Genomic DNA, 20,784 nt, shown 5'->3' with positions numbered 1-20,784 from the left:
ACGGCCGATTGAAGTGACTTCGTCACGTTCGGGTACGGGGGCGGTCAATGGAAGTGGCCTCGTCATCGGCGTGCGCCGCGTCGAGTTCGCTGGGGCGCGGGGTGCCGCCGCTCAGGTGAAACCGCGGGGGATGGTGGGCCTCGAGGTCGAACCCGCTCGGGGCGCCTAATACTCTGACGCCCGAGCCGATGTGCGCGTGCGAAGGAGGGACAGTGACCGATCCCGGGACCCGCGGCGACGTCGGCGGTCTCCTCACCGACTTCGTGCGCCGGGTCTCAGGTGCCGCCCACGCGGTCGTCGTGTCGGCAGACGGGTTGCTGTTGTCGGCCTCCGACGGGCTGCCGCGCGACCGTGCCGACCAGCTCTCGGCGGTCGCGTCGGGCTTGGTGTCGCTCACCCACGGCGCGGCGGAGTCGTTCAACGGCGGCCGTGTCAATCAGACTGTGGTCGAAATGGATCGCGGTTACCTGTTCCTCATGTCGGTCGGCGAGGGGTCCTGCCTGGCGGCGCTGGCGGCCCCGTCGACCGATATCGGCGCGCTCGCCTACGAGATGGCGGTGCTGGCCGGCCGGCTCGGCGGCGACGGCCGACTGTTGCGCAGCGGTGGTGGCGCCCGGTGACGCCGACGCACGAATGGGACCCGTCCGACTGGGACGCGCTGCACCAGGGCGGTCAACGGGAGTACGACTCCCCGGACCGATTCGACCTCGGCAGCCTGCCACGACAGCTCCCGCAGGGCCGGCCCCCGTCGGGCCGCCATTCGACGGGGCGGTTTCCGTCTCCGCAACCGCCCCCGGGCCCATCGGCGGCCGATCGGTTTCCGGACGGAGGATTCCAGCCGGGGCAGCCGCCGGGCGCTTTTCCCGGAGGCCAGGTCCCGGAAGGGCAGTTCCCGCCGGAGCAGTTCCCGTCGGAGTCGCGGCCTCCCTCGCCGCGGCGGAGTTCGTCGTCGCCGTCCTTCCCGCCCGCCTCGCGAGCGGACGCGGACGCGCAGGGGGGAAGTGGCCGCGGCGGGCCGCAACCCGCGGGGCCGCGGCGGATGCACCGGTCGCTGGTGCGTCCGTACGCGCGCACGGGCGGCCGGGTCGCGCCCGCCACCGATCTGCAGCTCGAATCCCTGGTGTCGGCCTACGACATCGCCGGTGCGATCGCGTCGGGAGCGGTGGCCTCGACGGTGCAGCGCTTCATCTGCGACCTGTGCGCGGAGGAGGTCAAGTCGATCGCCGAGATCGCCGCGTACGCGCGCCTGCCGCTCGGTGTGGTGAAGGTGATCGTGTCCGATCTGGCCGACGCAGGCGCGGTGTCGATCCAGCGGCCCGGCATGGTGACGGGTGACCGTTCCTCGCAGGCCTTCATGGAGCGCATCCTGGAAGGCCTCAAAGCGCTCTGACCCGCGGTTCTGCGCTCAAGCCTCGACGAGTGCGGCCGAGGTGATCCGGTGCAGCGGGTAGCGCTCGTTGTCGGAACCCTCCAGGATGCCGCCGCCGACCCGCACGGGCGTGACGATGCGCTGGGTGGCCGTGCCGTGGGAGTCGACGAACCCGATCCACACCTCGCGCTGCTCGCGCGTGGCCTGTGCGAGCAGCGCCATCGTCGCCGACGTGTCCGCCCCGCCGCCCGCGGGCAGGCGCACGGTGGCGCCCCTTCGCGTCGTCGCCGCACGATCACCGGCGCGGATGTGCGCGAGCACGGCCGAGACCTGGTCCTCGCTGATCGGCGCGGGTGCGTGCGCGGTGCGCTGGGTGGGCCGGTTCCTGGCCGGTATCCGCCGCCCGCTGGGGCGCAGGTCGAGGATGCGCCCGTCGGGACCCTCCGCCGCCGGTGTGAATCCGGCGCCGCGCAGCGCATCGAGCAGTTCGGCCAGCGGATACGGGCTGACGAGCACGGTCGGTGCGATCTTGCGCAACTCGTGGTCGGCCGCCACGGAGTGCGCCATCACCTCGGCGATGAGCACCTCGTCGTCGCAGCGGAGGAACGACGCCGCCGCGCCGCCGCGGAGCCGGCCGTGGCGCCGGGCGACGTCGTCGATCAGGTAGGTCAGTCCCTGCGGTACGGGCGTCGCCGAACGGCTGCGGAAGAGTTCGTGCAGGTCGTCGGCGGTGCGGCCGGTGTCGAGCGCTCGCCGCACGGACGCCTCGGTGACCCGGTAGACGGTCGCGTGACCCGCTGATTCGACGTCGGCGACGGCGTTGACCTCCGTGGCCAGGTCGGCCTCGAGCGGGCCGGGCGCCACCACCGTGAGGTCCGCCTGGACGAGGACATGGTCGACCGGTGTCGGCATCGCGTCGGCCATGGCGCTCGCCGCGGTGTGCGGGTCGTCCTCGAGTAGGGCCGACGCGGCGGAGGTGATCGCGCCGAGCGCGACCATGCCGAGCGCTGCGCCTTCGGACATCGCCGAGCGCGCGATCTCGTCGCGCAGCCGGCCGCCCTTGCGCGGTGCGTGCCACGCCAGGTGGGCGACGAGTTCGTCGATGCTCTTCACACCCGCACCGCCCGGCAACTCCGACAGCGTGGCCAGGACCCGCTTGCGCAGCATCGGCGCGTTGGGCCTGCGCAGTTCCTCGGACAACGCCGCCAGCACCTTGTCCTTCTCGTCCCGCTGTCCGGCGAGTCCCGGGAGCCGGGGCAGGTCGAGCCATGCCTGCGCGAGCGTCATCCACCTGATCGCAGGCGGCGAGGACAACCACGAATCCGTCAGCGTCGTCGGCACCCACTCGGGCGTGGCCTCGTCACTCGCCGCGACGAGGCCGGCTCCTGCGACGAGCTCGGCGAGCAGCGCGAGGCGGGTCTCGTCGACGTCGATCTCGCGCGCCAGCCGCTTGACCTCGCGCACTCCGAGCCCGCCCGACTTCAGCACCGGTGACGGCGTGTCCGACCAGGCGCGCAACAGCGATTCGGCGTGCCGCAGCAACTCCATCGCCTCACCGGCGCCCGCTTCATCCACAGTGGACTGGCCGTGCGGGTGGACGGGCAGTTCCGGCTCGGCGAGCTCGCCCTCCCGGTGGATCGTCCCGCCGCGTAGCGCCAGTCCGAGTTCCCGTGGCAGCTCGACGGTCGACGAGTCCCTGCGGACCAGCAGCCCACGCGCGAGCAGCTTCTGCACCGGTGTCTCCGCGAGTTCCAGCGGCACGTCGGCCGCCGCATCGCGAGTGCGGCCGATCGGCGGGCCTGCGGACAGCTTCCGCAGCAGTGCGCGCTCGTCGTCGCCGAGGTCGAACCCGTCTAGGTCGGTACCGGCGAGGGCGGGTACCGAATCCCCGAGACCGGCCGGGAACGGGCCGAACGTCTCCCTGGCGCCGGGCGGGATCTGGATCTCGCCGGAATCGGGGTCGTCCCACGCCAGTGCCAGCTCGAACAGGCCCGCGGGCGCGGGCTCGTCCCCCAGCAACTCGGCCAGTCGCTCCGGCGTGACCGGTTCCGTGTCGGCGCCTGCGACGACGAGCCCCTCGTAGGTGGCCAGCGTCGCCGAGTCGAGCTGCTCGCAGGCCCTGGCGATCGAGCCCGGTGTGCCGGCTCGGGTCGCGAGGACGGTCGAATCGGACGGCGGGGGCGTCGCCAGGTCCCGGCGAGCGCGCAGCAGTGCGGCCATTCGGTCGTCCGGCAGCGAGCGCAACCAGTCCGCGAGAGCGAGGGCGGGCATCGTGACCAGGATATCTCCCGGGTTCCGGCATCGGGCACACTGTGCTGGAGTCGAAGCACAGGCAGCGCGGGTGATCGCCCACATCCGCGGACCGAGGCGATGGAGGACGACGTGGCCAAGGCCAGCGAGCGGAAGAACGACCGGATCGACCCGGAGTGGCCGGAGGTCGACGACGGCCACCCTGTTTCGGAACTCGCCGCCGACAGGCAGGGTGCGCTCTCGCCGTTCGGGGACGTGTCGTTCCCGCTCGACTCGGTGCCGTACGACCACCCGCAGACCGAGATCAACAAGCGGTCCTGACCGAATCGCCGCACTGCCGCTGAGCAGTGCGAAGTTACCGACCAGTCACCCGGTCGGGGGCCGGTGACGCCCGCCACGCGGCTAGTGTTGTCAGGCGAATCCTGCAGTTCCCTGACGACACACGGGGGTAGTGACAATGCCGGTTCCCGGCCCGGGTTATTCGATCACCGTTCGAGTCGACGCACCGCCGTCGGCCAGCGCGGCCGGTGATCTGACGACCGCGGTGGGAAAGGTCGGCGGGGTGCTGACGGCGTTCGACGTCGTCGGATCGGACGCCGAGTCCATCGTCGTCGACATCACGGCCAACGTCGCCTCGGCCGACCACGCCGAGGACATCACGAGCGCCCTGAACGCGCTGCCCGGTGTCAAGGTGCGGAAGGTCTCCGACCGTACGTTCCTCATGCACCTCGGCGGCAAGCTGGAGGTCAGCCCCAAGGTCGCACTGAAGAACCGTGACGATCTCTCGCGTGCCTACACCCCGGGCGTCGCCCGTGTCTGCCAGGCGATCGCCGCCAATCCCGAGGACGCGCGCAGGCTGACGATCAAGCGCAACACCGTCGCCGTCGTCACCGACGGCTCGGCCGTGCTCGGCCTGGGCAACATCGGCCCCGGTGCCGCACTTCCCGTCATGGAGGGGAAGGCGGCGCTGTTCAAGAAGTTCGCCGACGTCGACGCCTGGCCCGTGTGCCTCGACACCCAGGACACCGAGGAGATCATCCGCACCGTGCGCGCCCTCGCGCCGGTCTACGCGGGTATCAACCTCGAGGACATCGCGGCGCCGCGCTGTTTCGAGATCGAGGCTCGCCTGCGGGAACAGCTCGACATCCCCGTGTTCCACGACGATCAGCACGGCACCGCCATCGTCGTCATGGCCGCGCTGCGCAACGCCCTCCGAGTGGTCGAGAAGAACATCGAGAACTGCCGGGTCGTGGTGAGCGGCGTCGGGGCGGCAGGATCGGCGATCATCCGCCTGCTGCTGCGCCGCAGCCCGGCCGACGTGATCGCGGTCGACATCGACGGCATCGTCCACACCGGACGCGAGAACATGGACCCCAACCTGCGGTGGGTCGCCGAGCACACCAACGTCGACGGCATGACCGGAACCCTGCACGAGGCCCTCGTCGGGGCCGACGTGTTCATCGGGGTGTCGGCCCCGAACCTGTTCGGCGCCGAGCAGGTCGCCACGATGAACGACGACCCCGTGGTGTTCGCGCTCGCCAACCCCGACCCGGAGATCGACCCGCTCGAGGCGCAGCAGCACGCCGCCGTCGTCGCCACCGGCCGCAGCGACTACCCGAACCAGATCAACAACGTGCTGGCCTTCCCCGGAGTGTTCCGGGGTCTGCTCGACGCCCATGCACGCGACATCGACGACGACATGCTGCTCGCGGCGGCCAACGCGGTCGCCGACGTCGTCGACGACCGGCTCAACGCGTCGTTCATCGTGCCGAGCGTGTTCGACAACGCCGTCGCTCCCGCGGTGGCGGAAGCCGTCAAGTCCGCGGCGGTGCAGGCGACGGGGGACAAGCAGGCGAAGTAGCCTCGACGGTGTGAGCCAGCACGCGAAGGAACTCAGCCACGTCGACGAGTCGGGCAACGCCCGGATGGTCGACGTGTCCGCCAAGGACGTCACCGCGCGCACGGCCGTCGCCAGCGGCCGGATGCGCACGACCGCGGAGGTCATCGGCCTGATCTCGGGAGGTGGCCTGCCGAAAGGCGATGCACTGGCCACCGCCCGGATCGCGGGGGTCATGGGGGCGAAGAAGACCCCCGAACTGATCCCGCTGTGCCACCAGATCGCGTTGACGAAGGTGGACGTGAGCTTCGAACTCGAGGACACGGCGGTGCGGATCGAGGGAATGGCCCGCACCAGCGACCGGACGGGCGTCGAGATGGAGGCGCTCACGGCGGTGACGGTCGCGGGGCTGGCGTTGCACGACATGATCAAGGCCGTCGATCCGGAGGCGACCCTCGACGACGTCCGCGTCGAAGCGAAGGACGGCGGTAAGACCGGCAGTTGGCGGCGCGGCGGGGTCCGCGGCGATCAGGCGGCCGAGGAACGGGCCGATGACCAGGGGCCCGGTGCGCAGTCCGGTGGTGAGCGATGAGCGGAGAGGCCAGGGTCGTCGTCGCGTCGAACCGTGCGTCGACGGGGGTGTACGAGGACAGGACCGGTCCGCTGATCGCGGAGTGGCTGACCTCGCGCGGCTATGCGACGCCCGATCCGATCGTGGTCGGCGACGGCGATCCGGTGGAACGGGCGCTGCGCGACTGTGTCGCCGACGGGCCGGACGTCGTCCTCACGACCGGGGGCACCGGTATCTCCCCGACCGACCGCACGCCCGAGGCGACGGCCGCGCTGCTGGACCGCGAGGTACCGGGGCTGGCCGACGCGGTGCGGGCTGCAGGCGGCGACGCCGTGCCCACGGCGATGCTGTCGCGCGGGCTGGCCGGTGTGGCGGGCCGGACGCTGATCGTGAATCTGCCGGGATCGACGGGCGGGGTGAAGGACGGGCTCGGTGTGCTCGAGCCGGTGCTGGACCACGCGGTCGACCAGCTTCGGGGCGCAGACCACGTGCGGGGCGGTGCCCACGTGCACGGTGGCGAACACCCGCGGGGCGACTCTGCGGTGGGAGCGGGAACCGGTGCCGGGGTTCGGATTCTCCGGGCCGACGTCACCGAGGAGTCGTTGTCGGTCGACGAACACGCCGAGCTCGTGGGCGACGACGCGGCCGGTGCGGTCGTGACCTTCAGCGGCGTGGTGCGTGATCACGACGGCGGGCGCACCGTGTCGTCGCTCTACTACGAGGGGCATCCGTCGGCCCCTTCGGTTGTCGCGGACGTCGTCGCCGACGTGGCGAATCGTCGCGGCGGGGTGCGCGCGGTCGCGGTCAGTCACCGCATCGGATCCCTGGAGATCGGTGATGTGGCGCTGGCGTGCGCCGTCGCGGCCGAACATCGCGGTGAGGCCTTCGCGACCTGCTCGGATCTGGTCGACGAGGTCAAGGCGCGCCTGCCGGTGTGGAAGCACCAGTGGTTCACCGACGGTACCGACGAGTGGGTCAACAGCCCCTGATCTCGTTCCCGTCGCCGGGTGTCGCCTGCGATCGCCGCGCACGTCAGCGATGGATGGCCGCCGTCACGGTGGTTGTCACGCGCGTATGCCACGCGCGATTGCCGCGCGCGGTTGCTCCGTCCGTGGGAGTGCGCTCGCTGACATTCGCATCAGCCGCGTTGCTCGATAAGGTCTCGGACATGCGTAGGGCCCCACCGTCCGGGGGACACGGTGGGGCCCTACGTTGCTGAGCGGGGCCGGTGGCCGACTCCGCCCCGCAACCGCGCCTTGCGGCAACGCGGCCGGAGTCAGTCGATCACTTGGTGGCGATCTTCTGGTCGACCACGATGAAGTCCGGGTTGTTGATGTAGCCCTCGTTGAGCTCGACGAGCTTCTGGTAACCGCCCTTGACGTCCTGCTTCTTGGCGATCTTGCTGAGCGTGTCGCCCTTCTTGACCTTGTAGTCGCCGTCCGGGTTGGACTTGGCGACCGGGGCCGGAGCGGGCTCCGGGGCCGGGGCGGGCTCCTCGACGGGGGCCTCGGCGGTCTCCTCTGCCGGAGCCGGGGCGGAGCCCTCGGTGTTGGAGCTCTCGTAGCTGGCGGTGGAGCCGGCCTGAGCGCCGCACACCGGCCACGCGCCGATGCCCTGGCCCTCGAGCGTGCGCTCGGCGACGGCGATCTGCTCCGCACGCGAAGCGTCCGCCGGGTTGCCGCTGCCGCCGTAGGCCTCCCAGGTGCTCTGGGAGAACTGCAGGCCGCCGTAGTAGCCGTTGCCGGTGTTGATGCTCCAGTCGCCGCCGCTCTCGCACTCGGCGATGGCGTCCCAGTTCACGCTCTGGGCCTGCGCGGGGGTCGCAGCCAGTGCCAGCGGGGCGCCCACGGCCAGGCCCGCGACAGCGACCCGGGCCATGGTGCGCGAAGCGGTGGAGGACTTACGGTGCTTGCCTCGATAAGCCATTTTCGACTCGGTCTCGCCTTCCGCGCCGTACGTGGAGCAGGGCAGGCCGTAACAGCCTGGCCGGCTTTCGGGATGCCGGCACGTGCCGCGGGTTCGGCTCCGTTCCCTCTCGTCCCAGTCCAGAAGTTCTTTCGCTCGGGGTCGGGTCCGGGACTCCGCGGACTGGGTTCGGCGCGTCGGAATCCCGGTCTTGCTCGTGGTCGGTCGGGGCCAACCGAGATGCGACGGTACGTAACGAGAACGCCGATCGGAAATTTTCGAGTATGTGTGCTAGGTCACAGTAACGACGTGCAACCTTCTGCGATGACGGTGTCATTGCAGGTCAGCGGGCCGTTATGGCGCCGTTTCCGTTCCGAGATCTTTCACTCTTCGTGAGGCTTGTGTCACGTCATTTCGGCGCGAATGGACCGTTCGTGCAGGCCACTTCGCGGTGGTTCAAACCGGCGAACCGGACGATCGAGGCGGTTGCGAACGAGTGCTGACAGGTCCGTGTTGCCGTGACCGATCGGCCGGGTGGCCGCCGGGCGAACTCGTCGGTAACGCCGATGTGGCGAAGGTCCGGACCGATGGGGGCCCGTCACCTGCGGTGAGGCGGGGTGAGGTGCAGCTGTCGTCCGGACCTGAGTCGTGAGCCCGCGCGGAGGCGGCGCGGTCCGGACAAATCACACGAAAGGGTCGGTTCGTCAGGTTCGACGGAAAGGTCCGGACGACCGGTGGTCGTTCGTTCCCCGGCCGGACCACCGGCGGTAAAGGTGGGACCACTCCACCCGGCGGAGCCGAACGGGTCGGATGGACGGCGAGGCGTCCACTGTGCGGCGGTGTGAGCCGTGCTCGCCCAGGGCCGGTGGGAAGGCGCCTGCCGGTGGCATCGGCCCGTCTCAGCGTTACTCAGCGACGCTGAGTCGTGCCTGTGGCCTCGAGGAGGTTCGGCCTCCGTCGCCACGGCCGTTCCCCGGTCGCTTCAGCCGCCGGCGAACGGTGGCAGCACGTCGAGTTCGCCCTCCGACGGAAGCGGTCGCGTGGTGTCGCGTACCGCGACGCCGTCGACGAGGAAGCTCGCGGCGTCGAGGATCCGTGGCAGTGAGCCGGGGTGCCGGGTGCGCAACGCGACGACCGCGTCGGCGACCGTGGCACCGGCCGGAAGCTCCAGGGCTTCGGACTCGACCCCTGCTGCTGCGCGCGCGGACGCGAAGTACCGCACGCGCACTGTCGTCACGGCAACCGGCACGCGGTCAGCCTCCGATCGAACTCATCGGCCGGAGCGGTTGTGCGAACCCGGCCTCGTTGATCTCGTGCCCGGCGAGTTTGCCCCACATCGTGTCGCGCCAGACGTTCGCCACGTCCTCGTCGCTCGCCCCGCCGCGCAGCAGCATGCGCAGGTCGGTCTCGTCGTTGCTGAACAGGCACGAGCGGACCGCGCCGTCGGCGGTCAGCCGAGTGCGCTCACAGGCGGCGCAGAACGGCCTCGTCACCGACGGGATGACGCCCACCTCGGCCGGTCCCCCGTCGACCAGCCAGCGTTCGGCCGGTGCGCCCCCGCGTTCCACGGGACTCGGGGTCAGCGTGAACTCGGTGGAGAGCAGGTCGAGGATCTCGGTCGCGGTGATCATGTTCGTCCGGTTCCAGCCGTGCTGTGCATCGAGCGGCATCTGCTCGATGAACCGCAGGTGGTAGCCGTTCTCCAGTGCGAACCGCAGCAGCGACGTCGCCTCGTGGTCGTTCTCGCCGCGGATGAGCACGGAGTTGATCTTGACGGGTTCGAGGCCCGCGTCGCGCGCGGCGGCGAGTCCGTCGAGCACGTGCCGCAGCCGGTCGCGGCGGGTGATGCGCTCGAACGTCTCCGGGTCGACGGAGTCGAGCGAGACGTTGATCCGGTCGAGGCCGGCCTCGGCGAACGCCTTCGCGCGCTTGGCGAAGCCGATGCCGTTCGTCGTCATGGACAGCCGCGGGCGCGGTTCGAGCGAGGTGATCCGCGCGACCAGGTCTTCGAGGTGCGGGCGCAGCAGTGGTTCGCCGCCGGTGAGGCGGATGTCGGTGACGCCGAGCCTGCTCACGGCGATGTCCATGAGCCGGACGAGCTCGTCGTCGCTGAGGACCTGTTCGCCGGGCATCCATTCGAGGCCTTCGGCCGGCATGCAGTAGCTGCACCGCAGGTTGCACTTGTCGGTCAGTGACACGCGCAGGTCGGTGGCGACCCTGCCGAAGGTGTCGATCAGAGCCGGATTGTCAGGGCGCGGGGTCGTCGCAGCCTGGCCGGACGAGCGCGCGCCGGGGACCGCCGGCGTGCCGAGGTTCACCGCGTTCCCCGCGCCACCGGTGCTGTGGGCTTGGCCTGTTGCGTGGCCTGCCGCCGATTCCGCTGCCATCACCACTCACCCTAGTGCCGGGGACCGACAGTGCGTGAGATCGCGAGGGCACCGAATCTGCGCCGGTTTTCCGCTTGGCCATGGCCAATCCGCAGATGCGGATATAACGTTCGATTCATGACGCATTTTCGGTTCTCCGAGGTGGCGAGATTGTTGGGCGTCAGCGACGACACGGTTCGCCGGTGGGTGCGGGCGGGACAGCTCGAGGCGGGCGAGGACACCGCGGGCCGCAAAGTGGTCGACGGCGCGGAGTTGGCGGCGTTCGCCAGACGGCAGGCGGTGAAGTCGTCGGAGGAGGACCGGACGGCCGAGTCGGCCGATCCGACGGAGATCGGCAGGTCGGCGCGGAACCGGTTCGTCGGCCTCGTCACCGACGTCGTGGCCGACGGCGTCATGGCCCAGGTCGAGGTGCAGTGCGGGCCACACCGCGTGGTGTCGCTGATGAGTGCCGAGGCGGTCAGGGAACTGGGGCTGAAGCCGGGCGAGCTCGCGGTGACCGTCGTGAAGGCGACGCAGGTGATCGTCGAAACGCCGCGGGGCGACCGATGAGGCCCGCGAACCTCCGGCGGCCGGGCACGCAGGTGCGCCGCGCGCGGCGCGTCTGCGCAGCGACGGTCGCCGTGCTGCTGACCGTCGCCGCGACCGCGTGCGGTCCGGAGGGGCGCACGCTGAACGTCTTCGCGGCGGCCTCGCTCACCGAACCGTTCGGCGAGTTGGAGCGGACGTTCGAACAGCGGCACTCCGACGTCGACGTCCGGCTCAACCTGGCGGGCTCGTCCACACTCGGCAGCCAGATCGCGGAGGGTGCACCGGCCGACGTGTTCGCCTCGGCCAACGAATCGGTGATGGCCGACGTCGCGGCGGACATGGCGGGCGAGCCGGCGTCGTTCGCGACCAACCGGCTGACGATCGCCGTGCCGCGGGGAAACCCGGCCGGTGTCGAGGGCTTCGGCGACCTGGCCGACGGCGGCGTGACGGTGGTGGTGTGCCAGCCGCAGGTGCCGTGCGGGGCCGCGGCACGACGGCTCGCCGAGCTGACCGGTACGACGCTGCGTCCCGCCAGCGAGGAGCAGGACGTCAAGGACGTGCTCAACAAGATCGTCACCGGGGAGGCCGATGCCGGACTCGTGTACACCACGGACGTCCGGGCCGCCGGCGGGAAGGTCGAGGAGGTGCCCGTGCCCGAGGCGTCCCGTGCGGTGAACCGGTACCCGATCGCCGTGTCGGCCCGCGCTGCCGAACCCGAGCTCGCCGCCGAGTTCCGCGACCTGGTCCGCGGCGAGGAAGGCCGTCGGGTGCTGAAGAAGGCCGGTTTTGGCGCCCCGTGACGGCGCGGACCGGCCCCGCGCGGGTGGCCCGGACACGGCACGGGCCGACCCGGCCGCGGGCGGGGCTTCGACAGGCGCGGCTTCGACCGGCGGCGTGAGGTCCGGTGGTGTGGCCTCGCGCGTCGTGCCGCTGGGGTTCGGCAGCCGCAGGACCCGGGGCCGGAATCCCGGGTTGCCGTGGGTGCTGTGGATTCCGGCGTGCCTCGCACTCGCGCTGGTCGTGCTGCCGGTCGTGGGCCTGCTCGTCCGGACCGACTACACGCGCCTGCCGCAACTGCTCACGTCGGACGCCGCCCTCAGCGCGCTGCGGCTCTCGCTGGTCACGGCGCTGCTGTCGACGATCGTGTGCGTCGTGCTCGGGGTGCCGCTCGCCGTGGTGCTTGCCAGGGCGCGCGGCCGCGGCGTGCGGCTCGTGCGGGCCGTGGTGCTGCTGCCGCTCGTGCTGCCGCCCGTCGTCGGCGGCCTTGCGTTGCTGTTCCTGCTCGGCCGTAACGGTTTCCTCGGTTACCTGCTCGACGTCGTGGCGGGGGTGAGCGTGCCGTTCACGACGACGGCGGTGGTGATCGCGCAGACGTTCGTGGCCATGCCCTTCCTCGTCGTCAGCCTCGAAGGTGCGCTGCGCGGGGGCGGGCAGCGGTACGAGCTCGTCGCCGCGACGCTCGGCGCGCGCCCGTGGACCGTGTTCCGCCGGGTGACGGTGCCGCTGCTGTTGCCCGCGCTCGGTTCCGGTGTGGTGCTGAGTTTCGCGCGAGCGCTCGGGGAGTTCGGGGCCACGATCACGTTCGCAGGCAGTCTGGAAGGGGTGACGCGGACGTTGCCGCTCGAGGTGTACGCGCAGGCGCAGGCCGACGTCGACAGTGCCGTCGCGCTGGCGCTGCTGTTGATCGTCGTCGCCGTCGTGGTCATCGCGGTGGCCAGGCCGAAGGCGTTCGACCGATGAGCCTGCACGTGGACGTGGCGGTGACGCGGGGCCGGTTCACTCTCGACGTGGCGTTCGACGTACCCGGTGGTGGCGTGCTGGCGGTGCTCGGGCCGAACGGATCCGGCAAGTCGACGCTGTTGCAGTGCCTCGCGGGGCTGCTGGTGCCGGACCGCGGGACGGTGACGCTCGGCGGCCGCACGCTGACCGGCGTCCCCGGTGTCCAGGTGCCGGTGCACGACCGAGGGATCGGCCTGCTCGCCCAGGACCCACTGCTGCTGCCGCACCTGTCGGTGGCGGAGAACGTGGCATTCGGGCCGCGGTCCCAGGGTGCCTCGCGCACGCGCGCACGCGCGCAGGCGCGCGCATGGGTTAGAGAGGTGGACGCGGCCGAGCTCGCCGGGCGCAAACCCGCCCAGCTCTCCGGGGGACAGGCCCAGCGGGTGGCGATCGCCCGCGCACTGGCGGGCGGGCCACGGGCACTGCTGCTCGACGAACCGCTGTCGGCACTGGACGTCGATGCCGCACCCGCCGTACGCGGTCTGCTGCGGCGGGTGCTGCGGCGGACACACGTCGGCGAGAGCGGGGCCGATCCGGACGGCCGGCGCTGTGCCGTGCTCGTCACGCACGACCCGCTCGACGCGCTGGCGTTGGCCGACGACGTCGTGGTTCTCGACGCGGGGCGGGTCGTGGAGCGTGGTCCGGCCAAGGAGGTGCTGGCCGCGCCGCGCACCCCGTTCACCGCGCGGATCGCCGGTCTGAACCTCGTTCCCGGCGTGGCCGCCGAGGATGGGCTGCATACCTCGGACGGCCGGTTCGTCGCGGGCGTCCGCTCCGACGACTGCGCAGCGGGGGAACCGGCCGTGGCGGTGTTCGCCCCCGGCGCGGTGGCTGTGCATCCGGCAGCCGCCCCGCACACGGGCAGCCCGCGCAACGTCGTCGCCGCGCGGGTCGCCTCGCTCGAACCGCACGGCGCGGTGATCCGCCTCCGCACCGTGGGGGACGGGGGCGTGGCCGCGGGGATCGCCGCCGATCTGACGCCCGCCTCCGTCGCCGACCTCGGCCTGGAGCCGGGATCGGCGGTGCGGCTGGAGGTCAAGGCCGCGTCGGTCGCGGTGCACGCCGCAGTGGAGTCACCGTCCCCGTTTCCGGCCGCCGAGCCCTAAGGTGGGCGCATGGCCTCGTCGAACGCTCCCTGGACGTACCTCACCGACATGGACGGCGTGCTCGTCCACGAGGAACATCTCGTGGACGGCGCCGACGATTTCCTCGCCGAGCTGCGCTCGGCCGGCGCGGATTTCCTGGTGCTGACCAACAACTCCATCTACACCCCGCGTGACCTGCGCGCGCGGCTGCTGCACAGCGGTCTGGACGTGCCCGAGTCGGCGATCTGGACCTCGGCGCTCGCGACGGCGAAGTTCCTGCAGGAGCAGCGGCCCGGCGGGTCGGCGTTCGTCATCGGCGAGGCCGGGCTGACCACGGCACTGCACGAGGCGGGTTACATCCTCACCGAGACCGACCCCGACTACGTCGTGCTGGGGGAGACGCGGACCTACAGCTTCACCGCGATCACCCGCGCCATCCGGCTGATCGAACAGGGCGCCCGCTTCATCGCCACCAACCCGGATCCGACCGGGCCGAGCCGCGAAGGGCTGCTGCCCGCCACCGGTTCGATCGCGGCGCTGATCGAACGTGCCACCGGCAAGTCGCCGTACTACGTGGGCAAGCCGAACCCGTTGATGATGCGGTCCGCGCTGCGCTCGCTCGGGGCCCACTCCGAGCACACGATCATGATCGGCGACCGGATGGACACCGACGTGCACTCGGGCATCGAGGCCGGGTTGAAGACGGTGCTGGTGCTGTCCGGGATCTCGACCCGCGAATCCGCAGACCGGTACCCGTTCAAGCCGACACTGGTGGTCGACACGATCGCCGACCTGGTGGGCCGCACGGCCGATCCGTTCGGCGCCGGCTGATCCACTCGGGTACCCGGCCGCCGCGAGGACGGAGCCACAGCCCACGTGGGCGGAGGGCGTAAAGTCGAGGGGTGATGGACGGGGACATGTTCGTCGTCGGTGACGTGCACGGACACCGCGACGAGCTGGCCGACGCGCTGCGCGGGCGAGGCCTCATCGACGACGCCGACAACTGGTCGGGTGGCGCCGCGACGCTGTGGTTCCTGGGAGACTTCGTCGACCGCGGGCCCGACGGGATCGGTGCGATCAAGCTGGTCCGCGAGCTGCAACGACAGGCGGCCGATGCGGGCGGGCGGGTCGAGACGCTGCTCGGCAACCACGAGATCCTGCTGCTCGGTGTCCACCGGTTCGGCGACGAGGACGTGCCGTCCGATTTCGGTCCGCGGAGTTTCGCCCGCAGTTGGGAGATCAACGGCGGGTGCCTGGCCGACCAGGAAGGGCTGACCGACGAGCTCGTCGAATGGCTGGTCACCCGGCCGATGCTGGCCTGCGACGGCGATCACCTGCTGATGCACTCGGACACCCTCGAGTACCTCGAATGGGGCTCGTCGATCGACAAGATCAACGAGACGGTCCGCGACGTGCTGGCGGGCGACGACCTGTCCCGGTGGTGGGACGTGTGGCGACGCATGACCACCCGGTACGCGTTCCGCGGCCCGCACGGTCGGGATGCGGCGCTGGCGTTGCTCGACGAGCTCGGCGGGGAGCGGATCGTGCACGGGCACAGCGTGATCGCGGACCAGCTCGGCATTCACCCCGTCGACATCGAGCAGCCGTATCTGTACGCGGGCGGCCGGGTGCTGGGGATCGACGCAGGCCTGTTCGCGGGCGGCCCCTGCCTCGTCGTCCCGTTGCCCTACGTACCCGAGGACTGAGTACCCGAAGACTGACAGCTGGGCCGATCGGGTGTAGGCGGTCGATGCCCCCAGGGGCACCTTGGGTGCACTCAGTGCCCCTAAGGTGCCCTTGGGGGCACATCCGGTGTTACGGGACGTGGTCGGGGTGTTCACGCGTTCGTGGTTGGCGGCGTGAGCGGGGCGGCATACGCTCCCGGGCGGATGATCGCCCGAGCCCAGGAGTTCCCGATGAAGCGGATCGCCACCGCCGCCGCACTGCTCACCGCAGCGCTCGCAGCCCCCGCAGCGCTCACCGGTCCGGCAGCAACCGCAGGTCCGGTGGCGTCGGCGGGTCCGCCGCCCGTCGCGCTCACCGTCGCGTCGTACAACATCCACGCCGGAATCGGCACCGACGGGAACTTCGACCTCGACCGCACCGCGAGCGCAATCGCGGCGACGGGCGCCGACGTCGTCGCGCTGCAGGAGGTCGACCGGCATTGGAGCGATCGCAGTGAGTATCGCTCCGTGGTGGACGAGCTCGCTCGCAAGCTCCACATGCACGCGCGCTTCGCACCCATCTATTCGCTCGATCCGTCCGGGCCGGGGCAGCCGCGCCGGGAGTACGGCACCGCCGTGCTGTCCCGCTTCCCGATCGCGGAGTTCACCAACCACGAGCTGACCCGGTTGTCCACACAGGACTCCGACGCGGGGCCGCAGCCGATGCCGGGGTTCGCCGAGGCCGTGATCCGCGCTCGCGGTGCGCTGGTGCACGTCTACTCGACCCACCTCGACTACCGCGGCGACCCGTCGATCCGCCGGCGTCAGGTGACCGAAACGCTCGACGTCCTCGCCGCCGACGCCGATGCGCCGCGAGTGCTCCTCGGCGACTTCAACGCCGAACCCGGCGCTCCGGAACTCGATCCACTATGGACGGATATGGACGACGCGTTCGCCGAGGCGGGCGCCGGTGAAGGGCTCACGTATCCCGCGGAGTCCCCGGAGAAGCGCATTGACTACGCCGCCGTGTCCGGGCAGATCGAGATCCGTGGTGCGCGCGTGGGCGCGACGGAGCTCGCGGCGACGGCGTCGGATCACCGGGCCGTCGTCGCCGAGGTCGTCACGGCGCGCTGACCGACCGATCCAGCCAGCCGGCCCAACCAGTCGACCCAGACCAGTCGACCCAGACCAGTCGACCCAGACCAGTCGACCCAGACCGATCGGCACAGACCGGCCGGCACAGACCGATCGGCACAGACCGGCCGTCATGGAAGCAGCCACGCCGAGCGGGCGCGGACGACCGCTTCGTGGCGGGTGTGCGCGCCGAGTTTGCGCATCGCAGAACGCAGATATGCCTTGACGGTCTCGGGCGCCAGCGACAGCCGTGCCGCCGTGTCGGCGTTGGTGCAGCCGAGTGCGACCTGTGCCAGCACGTCGGTCTCGCGCCGCGACAGCTGTACGTCGGCGGGAAGTCGTGTGGTGCCGGATCGCAGGTCGGCGAGTCGTTTCGCCGCGGTGTACATCCGGTGTTGCAGCCCGGGGTCCTGCGTCGAACCGGCGATCGCGCAGAGTTCGGAATGCACCGAGCGCAGCTCTTCGAGGCTGGCCACATCGGACACGTCGGCACCGCGGGTGGCCGTGATGGTCTCGGCCATCGCCATGCGCCGGTCCACTTCGTCCCTGACGGCCAGTTCGCCCGCCAGCCGTCTGCCGGCGCTGACGAGTTTGTCCCTCGCCCTGTCCCCGACGGGTGCCCGCTGTCGGACGGCGCCGTAGAGCACCGCGCGACAGGTTCCGCCGACCCGCACCGGAACGGCGAGTACCGCGGACAGCCCTTCGGCCTGCACCGGGCCGTCGTAGTCGTGGGTGATCGAGCGGTCGGAGGTGTAGTCGACGACACCGATCGGCTTGCCCGACGCAACGACCCGCCCGCCGACGCCTCTTCCCGCTCGTACGTCCAGGTTGTTCATGCTGGTGGTCAGGGTGCCGACGAAGTCGGTCAGCCGGAGGTGGCCGTCGGTCACCTCCCCGCCGAACGCGACCGGGAAACCACTGTCGCCTGCCACCACTCGGAGCTGCGCACGTAATGCGTCGCGGTCGTCGGGCCGTAAGGGAACACCCGGGACTGCCTGAAGGTGGGCCATAGTGTCCGTCCTCCGTTGGCTGATCGGCGCGGTTGGTCCACACCGAAGACACTTGCCACGCCATTGGGCGTCAGTCGGAGGAGTGTAACGGCCAATCGGACACTGTGCTGATACCCGAACGGGGGAACCAGGCCATTACACCCGTCCGGGGGCACCTGTCCGGGGTCTATGTGAATGCGCAGCGTGACCGAATGCGCGGCGGTGGCTGCGCGTGGCCCCGATCACCACGGCGTATCCGCCGCCGGGAGGTGCCGGCGGTCACGGCCACCCCAACTCGGGGGTATTGCCAGGCGCGGGAGGGGGCGCAACATGTCAGCCCAACTGACGGAGATCACCCCACCACGTACCGTCGAGGAGATTTCATGGCAGGCCACCGCGCGGATCCGGCAGAGCCGGACGCCGTCTCCCCTGACACCTCGTTCAGCAAGGAACCCACCAGCCGGCGGCGCTTCCTCGGCTATCTGCTGGCCGCACCGACGCTGGTAGCGGCGGCCGAGCTCGGCGGGCCGACCGTGTTCGGCGCACCCGCAGCGAACGCGGCGGGCGACACGGGTGGGGGCATCCCACCCAGTCCGCAGCTCGCCGACAGTTACGACCTGACCGACGCACTCGTGCATGCGGCGAGGCCGACGGCGAACCTGATCACGATCACGCTCGACGAGAACGGCCACGCGCACTTCGAACTGCATCGCACCGAGGTGGGCCAGGGGATCAGCACGACGGTGGCCATGCTCATCGCCGAGGAGATGGACCTGCCGCTGGAACACGTGCACGTCACTCTCGCCGACGCGCGGCCCGAGCTGATGACGAACCAGCTCACCGGCGGTTCGTCGTCGGTGAGCTCCATCTACTACCCGGTGCGGACGGCGGCTGCGGTCGCGAAGGGCAAGCTCCTCGAGGCCGCGAGTCTGGTCCTCGGCGAACAGGCGAACTTCCTGAGCTCGAAGCTCGGTGTGATCACGTCGTCGGCAGGCCGGTCCGTCTCCTACGGCGACCTGGCCACCAAGGCGGCGAGCGACTCGACGAAACAGGTCGAGGCGGATCTCAAATCCGAATCCGACTTCACGATCGTCGGCAAACCCACCCGGCGGATCGACGCGCTGGACGCGGTGACCGGGCGCAAGCAGTTCACGACCGACCTCGACGTCCCCGGGGCTAAGCCGACCATGGTGTGCCGGCCGCCGACGATCAACGGCACGGTCGGCTCCGTCAACAACGCCGAGCAGGTCCGCCGGATGCCCGGCATCACCGACGTCGTGACGATCAGCAGCGGGGTCGCCGTACGGGGCGAGACCTACGGGCAGTGCATCGACGCGGTCAACGCCCTGGACGTGAACTGGGGGCCCGGGCCGGTCGACGGCGAGTCAGACGCCACGGTCGAGCAGAAGCTCAAGGACGCGACGCCGCCTGCGGTCATCCCGCCGACACCCGCGACCAAAACGCTGGAGCGGCAGTACACGTTCGCGTTCGTCAACGGCAGTGCGCTCGGCGTCAACGCCGCGATCGCCGACGTGAAGTCCGACAGCGCGGAGATCTGGTCGACGTTGAAGATCCCGATCGCCGCGCAGGAGGCGATCGCGGAGCTGCTGGGCATGGCGATCACCCAGGTCACGTGTCACGTGATTCCCGGCGGTGGCTCGTTCGGCCGCACGTTGTTCCACGATGCGGCGCTCGAAGCCGCCGAGATCTCGCACAAGATCGGCAAACCCGTTCGGCTGATGTGGCACCGCGCTGACGACTGCAGGCAGGGCCGTGTCCACCCGATGTCCGTCGGAACGATGCGGGCCTCGTTCGCGAACGACGTGGTGAGCTTCGAACAACACCATGCGAGCGTGCGCACCGACTTCGGTCACGGCCTCGGTGACGCGGTCAGCTCGTCGGTCGCCACGCACGTGCCAGGGGTGAGCTACACGGTCTCCGAGGCCATCTTCCTGCTCACCACGCCGTCGTTCTACAACTTCGGCATCACCAAGACGCTGCTGACCGAGACGCATCAGTCGCCGGAGAACAATCAGCCACGCGGCGGCTTCAACACCAGCAGCGTGCGCAACGTGTACTCGCCGAACACGGCCACGACGCGTGAGCTGTTCGTCGACGAACTCGCCGAGAAGATGGGCATGGACCCGTACAACTTCCGGCGCAAGTACGTGAAGAACGAGAAGTTGCTCAAGGTGCTGGACAAGGCTGCCGAGGTCGGCGGATACGGGCAGCCGACTCCGAACGGCGTTGGGCACGGGATCGCGCTGCACCACGAGTACAAGCAGACGATGGCGTGCTTCGTCGAACTCGACTGCAGGCCGGAGACCGTCAACCGGAAGGTGCGGGACGGCGTCACCGGGCCACGCGTGACCCGCGGCGTGCTCGTCACCATTCCCGGTCACGTCGTGGTCAACCCGCTCGGTATGGAGGCGATGATGCAGGGCGGATTCATCGACGGCTTCGCACAGGCGCTGACGGCGAGCGTGCACCTCGACCGCGGCAGCATCGCCGAGGCCAGCTGGGACAACTTCTTCTACTGCAGGCAGTGGAACCTGCCGTTCGAGTTCACCCCGGTGATCCTGCCTGCCGAGGAAAGCGAGACCCCGGCAGGCGCGGGCGAGATGGGTGTGGCGCCGGCGTTCGCCGCGACGGCGTGTGCCTACCGCGCGGCCACCGGAACGACCCCGACGCACTTCCCGATCAACCACAACGACCCGCTGCCGTTCGAGCCCTACCCGCACGAGCCGCCGCTGCCGCCGTCGCCGACCAACGGCCTCGACTACGCCTACTGAGGAGGCAACGTTGCCCGAACACACCTTCACGCTCAACGGGAAGCAAGTGACCGTCGACACCGAGGACAATGTCCGCCTGCTCTGGGTGATCCGCGATCTGCTCGGCGTCACCGGGCCCAAGTACGGCTGCGGCATCAACGTCTGCAAGGCATGTACCAGCCACATCAACGGCAAGGCGTTCAACCCGTGCTCGGTACAGGTCGCCGACGTCGAGCCCGACGACGAGATCACCACGATCGAGGGGCTGGCCGACACGGTCGAATCGGACCTGCACCCCATGCAGGAGGCGTGGCTGGATCACGACGTCGTGCAGTGCGGTTACTGTCAGCCCGGCCAGATCATGGCCGCGGTCGCCACGGTCAGAAAGGCCCGCGACGAGGGGCGTGAGCTCAGCGACGCGGACATCGAGGGCATCCGGAACGTGTGCCGCTGTGGCACGTACTTCAGGATCCGCGAGGCCATCAAGGACGGTGCCACGCGGATGTGAGGTGGGC

20 protein-coding genes are annotated in these 20,784 nt (G+C 70.5%); 15 read left to right on the top strand and 5 right to left on the bottom strand.

Going from position 1 to position 20,784, the window contains the following annotated elements; translation table 11 throughout:
- Positions 1-212: 212 nt before the first annotated feature.
- The gene (locus tag LY12_RS13880) at positions 213-620 is read left to right on the top strand and encodes a roadblock/LC7 domain-containing protein (RefSeq protein ID WP_253856656.1); all 408 of its coding nucleotides are present in this window, start codon (positions 213-215) and stop codon (positions 618-620) included.
- A gap of 419 nt (positions 621-1,039) precedes the next feature.
- Positions 1,040-1,390: a DUF742 domain-containing protein gene (locus LY12_RS13875; RefSeq protein WP_253856655.1), complete on the top strand. Its 351-nt coding sequence runs from the start codon at positions 1,040-1,042 to the stop codon at positions 1,388-1,390.
- Between the two features lie 15 nt (positions 1,391-1,405).
- Here the strand turns inward: LY12_RS13875 and LY12_RS13870 are convergent, their stop codons facing one another.
- The gene (locus LY12_RS13870) at positions 1,406-3,640 is read right to left on the bottom strand and encodes a helicase-associated domain-containing protein (protein WP_253856653.1); all 2,235 of its coding nucleotides are present in this window, start codon (positions 3,638-3,640) and stop codon (positions 1,406-1,408) included.
- A gap of 99 nt (positions 3,641-3,739) precedes the next feature.
- Between LY12_RS13870 and LY12_RS13865 the strand changes: the two genes are divergently transcribed.
- The 4 genes from LY12_RS13865 to LY12_RS13850 all read left to right on the top strand — a co-directional run bounded on the left by LY12_RS13865 (position 3,740) and on the right by LY12_RS13850 (position 7,016).
- Positions 3,740-3,940 (top strand): hypothetical protein, encoded by a 201-nt coding sequence (locus LY12_RS13865; RefSeq protein ID WP_253856651.1) that lies wholly within the window; start codon positions 3,740-3,742, stop codon positions 3,938-3,940.
- Positions 3,941-4,076: 136 nt separating this feature from the next.
- Positions 4,077-5,480 (top strand): NAD-dependent malic enzyme, encoded by a 1,404-nt coding sequence (locus LY12_RS13860; RefSeq protein WP_253856650.1) that lies wholly within the window; start codon positions 4,077-4,079, stop codon positions 5,478-5,480.
- 10 nt (positions 5,481-5,490) lie between these two features.
- Positions 5,491-6,048: a cyclic pyranopterin monophosphate synthase MoaC gene (moaC, locus tag LY12_RS13855; RefSeq protein ID WP_308292113.1), complete on the top strand. Its 558-nt coding sequence runs from the start codon at positions 5,491-5,493 to the stop codon at positions 6,046-6,048.
- Positions 6,045-7,016 carry a molybdenum cofactor biosynthesis protein MoaE gene (locus LY12_RS13850; protein ID WP_253856648.1) on the top strand — a complete coding sequence of 324 codons (972 nt, stop codon included), beginning with the start codon at positions 6,045-6,047 and terminating at the stop codon, positions 7,014-7,016. Before moaC ends, LY12_RS13850 begins: the two co-directional genes overlap by 4 nt.
- A 295-nt stretch (positions 7,017-7,311) precedes the next feature.
- Here the strand turns inward: LY12_RS13850 and LY12_RS13845 are convergent, their stop codons facing one another.
- From LY12_RS13845 to moaA, 3 genes are all read right to left on the bottom strand, one after another.
- Entirely contained in the window at positions 7,312-7,953 is a 642-nt protein-coding gene (locus LY12_RS13845) for a transglycosylase family protein (RefSeq protein WP_253856646.1), read from the bottom strand.
- Positions 7,954-8,914: 961 nt separating this feature from the next.
- Positions 8,915-9,169, bottom strand: coding sequence for a MoaD/ThiS family protein (locus LY12_RS13840; protein ID WP_253856644.1), 255 nt, complete (start codon positions 9,167-9,169; stop codon positions 8,915-8,917).
- A gap of 16 nt (positions 9,170-9,185) precedes the next feature.
- A complete protein-coding gene (moaA, locus tag LY12_RS13835) occupies positions 9,186-10,319 on the bottom strand; it encodes a GTP 3',8-cyclase MoaA (protein WP_253856643.1) in 1,134 nt (377 codons plus the stop codon).
- A gap of 117 nt (positions 10,320-10,436) precedes the next feature.
- On the opposite strand from moaA, the gene LY12_RS13830 reads away from it, so the two are divergent.
- The 7 genes from LY12_RS13830 (at position 10,437) to LY12_RS13800 (ending at position 16,509) form a co-directional block, all read left to right on the top strand.
- Complete coding sequence (locus LY12_RS13830) at positions 10,437-10,868, top strand: TOBE domain-containing protein (protein WP_253856641.1); 432 nt, start codon at positions 10,437-10,439, stop codon at positions 10,866-10,868.
- A complete protein-coding gene (gene modA, locus LY12_RS13825; RefSeq protein ID WP_253856640.1) occupies positions 10,865-11,647 on the top strand; it encodes a molybdate ABC transporter substrate-binding protein in 783 nt (260 codons plus the stop codon). The genes LY12_RS13830 and modA overlap by 4 nt, the downstream gene beginning before the upstream one ends.
- Positions 11,648-11,819: 172 nt before the next feature.
- Entirely contained in the window at positions 11,820-12,587 is a 768-nt protein-coding gene (locus LY12_RS13820) for an ABC transporter permease (protein WP_253857379.1), read from the top strand.
- Positions 12,584-13,732 (top strand): sulfate/molybdate ABC transporter ATP-binding protein, encoded by a 1,149-nt coding sequence (locus LY12_RS13815; RefSeq protein WP_253856638.1) that lies wholly within the window; start codon positions 12,584-12,586, stop codon positions 13,730-13,732. The genes LY12_RS13820 and LY12_RS13815 overlap by 4 nt, the downstream gene beginning before the upstream one ends.
- A gap of 9 nt (positions 13,733-13,741) precedes the next feature.
- A complete protein-coding gene (locus tag LY12_RS13810; protein WP_253856637.1) occupies positions 13,742-14,542 on the top strand; it encodes an HAD-IIA family hydrolase in 801 nt (266 codons plus the stop codon).
- 74 nt (positions 14,543-14,616) lie between these two features.
- Positions 14,617-15,417 (top strand): metallophosphoesterase, encoded by an 801-nt coding sequence (locus tag LY12_RS13805; RefSeq protein ID WP_253857377.1) that lies wholly within the window; start codon positions 14,617-14,619, stop codon positions 15,415-15,417.
- Between the two features lie 183 nt (positions 15,418-15,600).
- On the top strand, positions 15,601-16,509 hold the full coding sequence (locus LY12_RS13800) for an endonuclease/exonuclease/phosphatase family protein (RefSeq protein WP_253856635.1): 909 nt from the start codon (positions 15,601-15,603) through the stop codon (positions 16,507-16,509).
- 131 nt (positions 16,510-16,640) lie between these two features.
- Here the strand turns inward: LY12_RS13800 and LY12_RS13795 are convergent, their stop codons facing one another.
- Positions 16,641-17,441, bottom strand: coding sequence for a helix-turn-helix transcriptional regulator (locus tag LY12_RS13795; RefSeq protein ID WP_253856633.1), 801 nt, complete (start codon positions 17,439-17,441; stop codon positions 16,641-16,643).
- A 440-nt stretch (positions 17,442-17,881) separates the two neighbouring features.
- Here LY12_RS13795 and LY12_RS13790 point away from each other — a divergent pair, with 440 nt between their 5' ends.
- Together LY12_RS13790 and LY12_RS13785 are read left to right on the top strand one after the other, a co-directional pair.
- Positions 17,882-20,290, top strand: coding sequence for a molybdopterin cofactor-binding domain-containing protein (locus LY12_RS13790; RefSeq protein ID WP_253856631.1), 2,409 nt, complete (start codon positions 17,882-17,884; stop codon positions 20,288-20,290).
- A 10-nt stretch (positions 20,291-20,300) separates the two neighbouring features.
- The gene (locus LY12_RS13785; protein WP_253856629.1) at positions 20,301-20,777 is read left to right on the top strand and encodes a (2Fe-2S)-binding protein; all 477 of its coding nucleotides are present in this window, start codon (positions 20,301-20,303) and stop codon (positions 20,775-20,777) included.
- The last annotated feature ends 7 nt before the right edge of the window (positions 20,778-20,784 follow it).

Origin of the sequence: Prauserella alba (genome assembly GCF_024171735.1) — a bacterium.
In the GTDB taxonomy this organism is placed as follows: domain Bacteria; phylum Actinomycetota; class Actinomycetes; order Mycobacteriales; family Pseudonocardiaceae; genus Prauserella; species Prauserella alba.
This window is presented reverse-complemented; position numbering and strand designations above follow the sequence as displayed.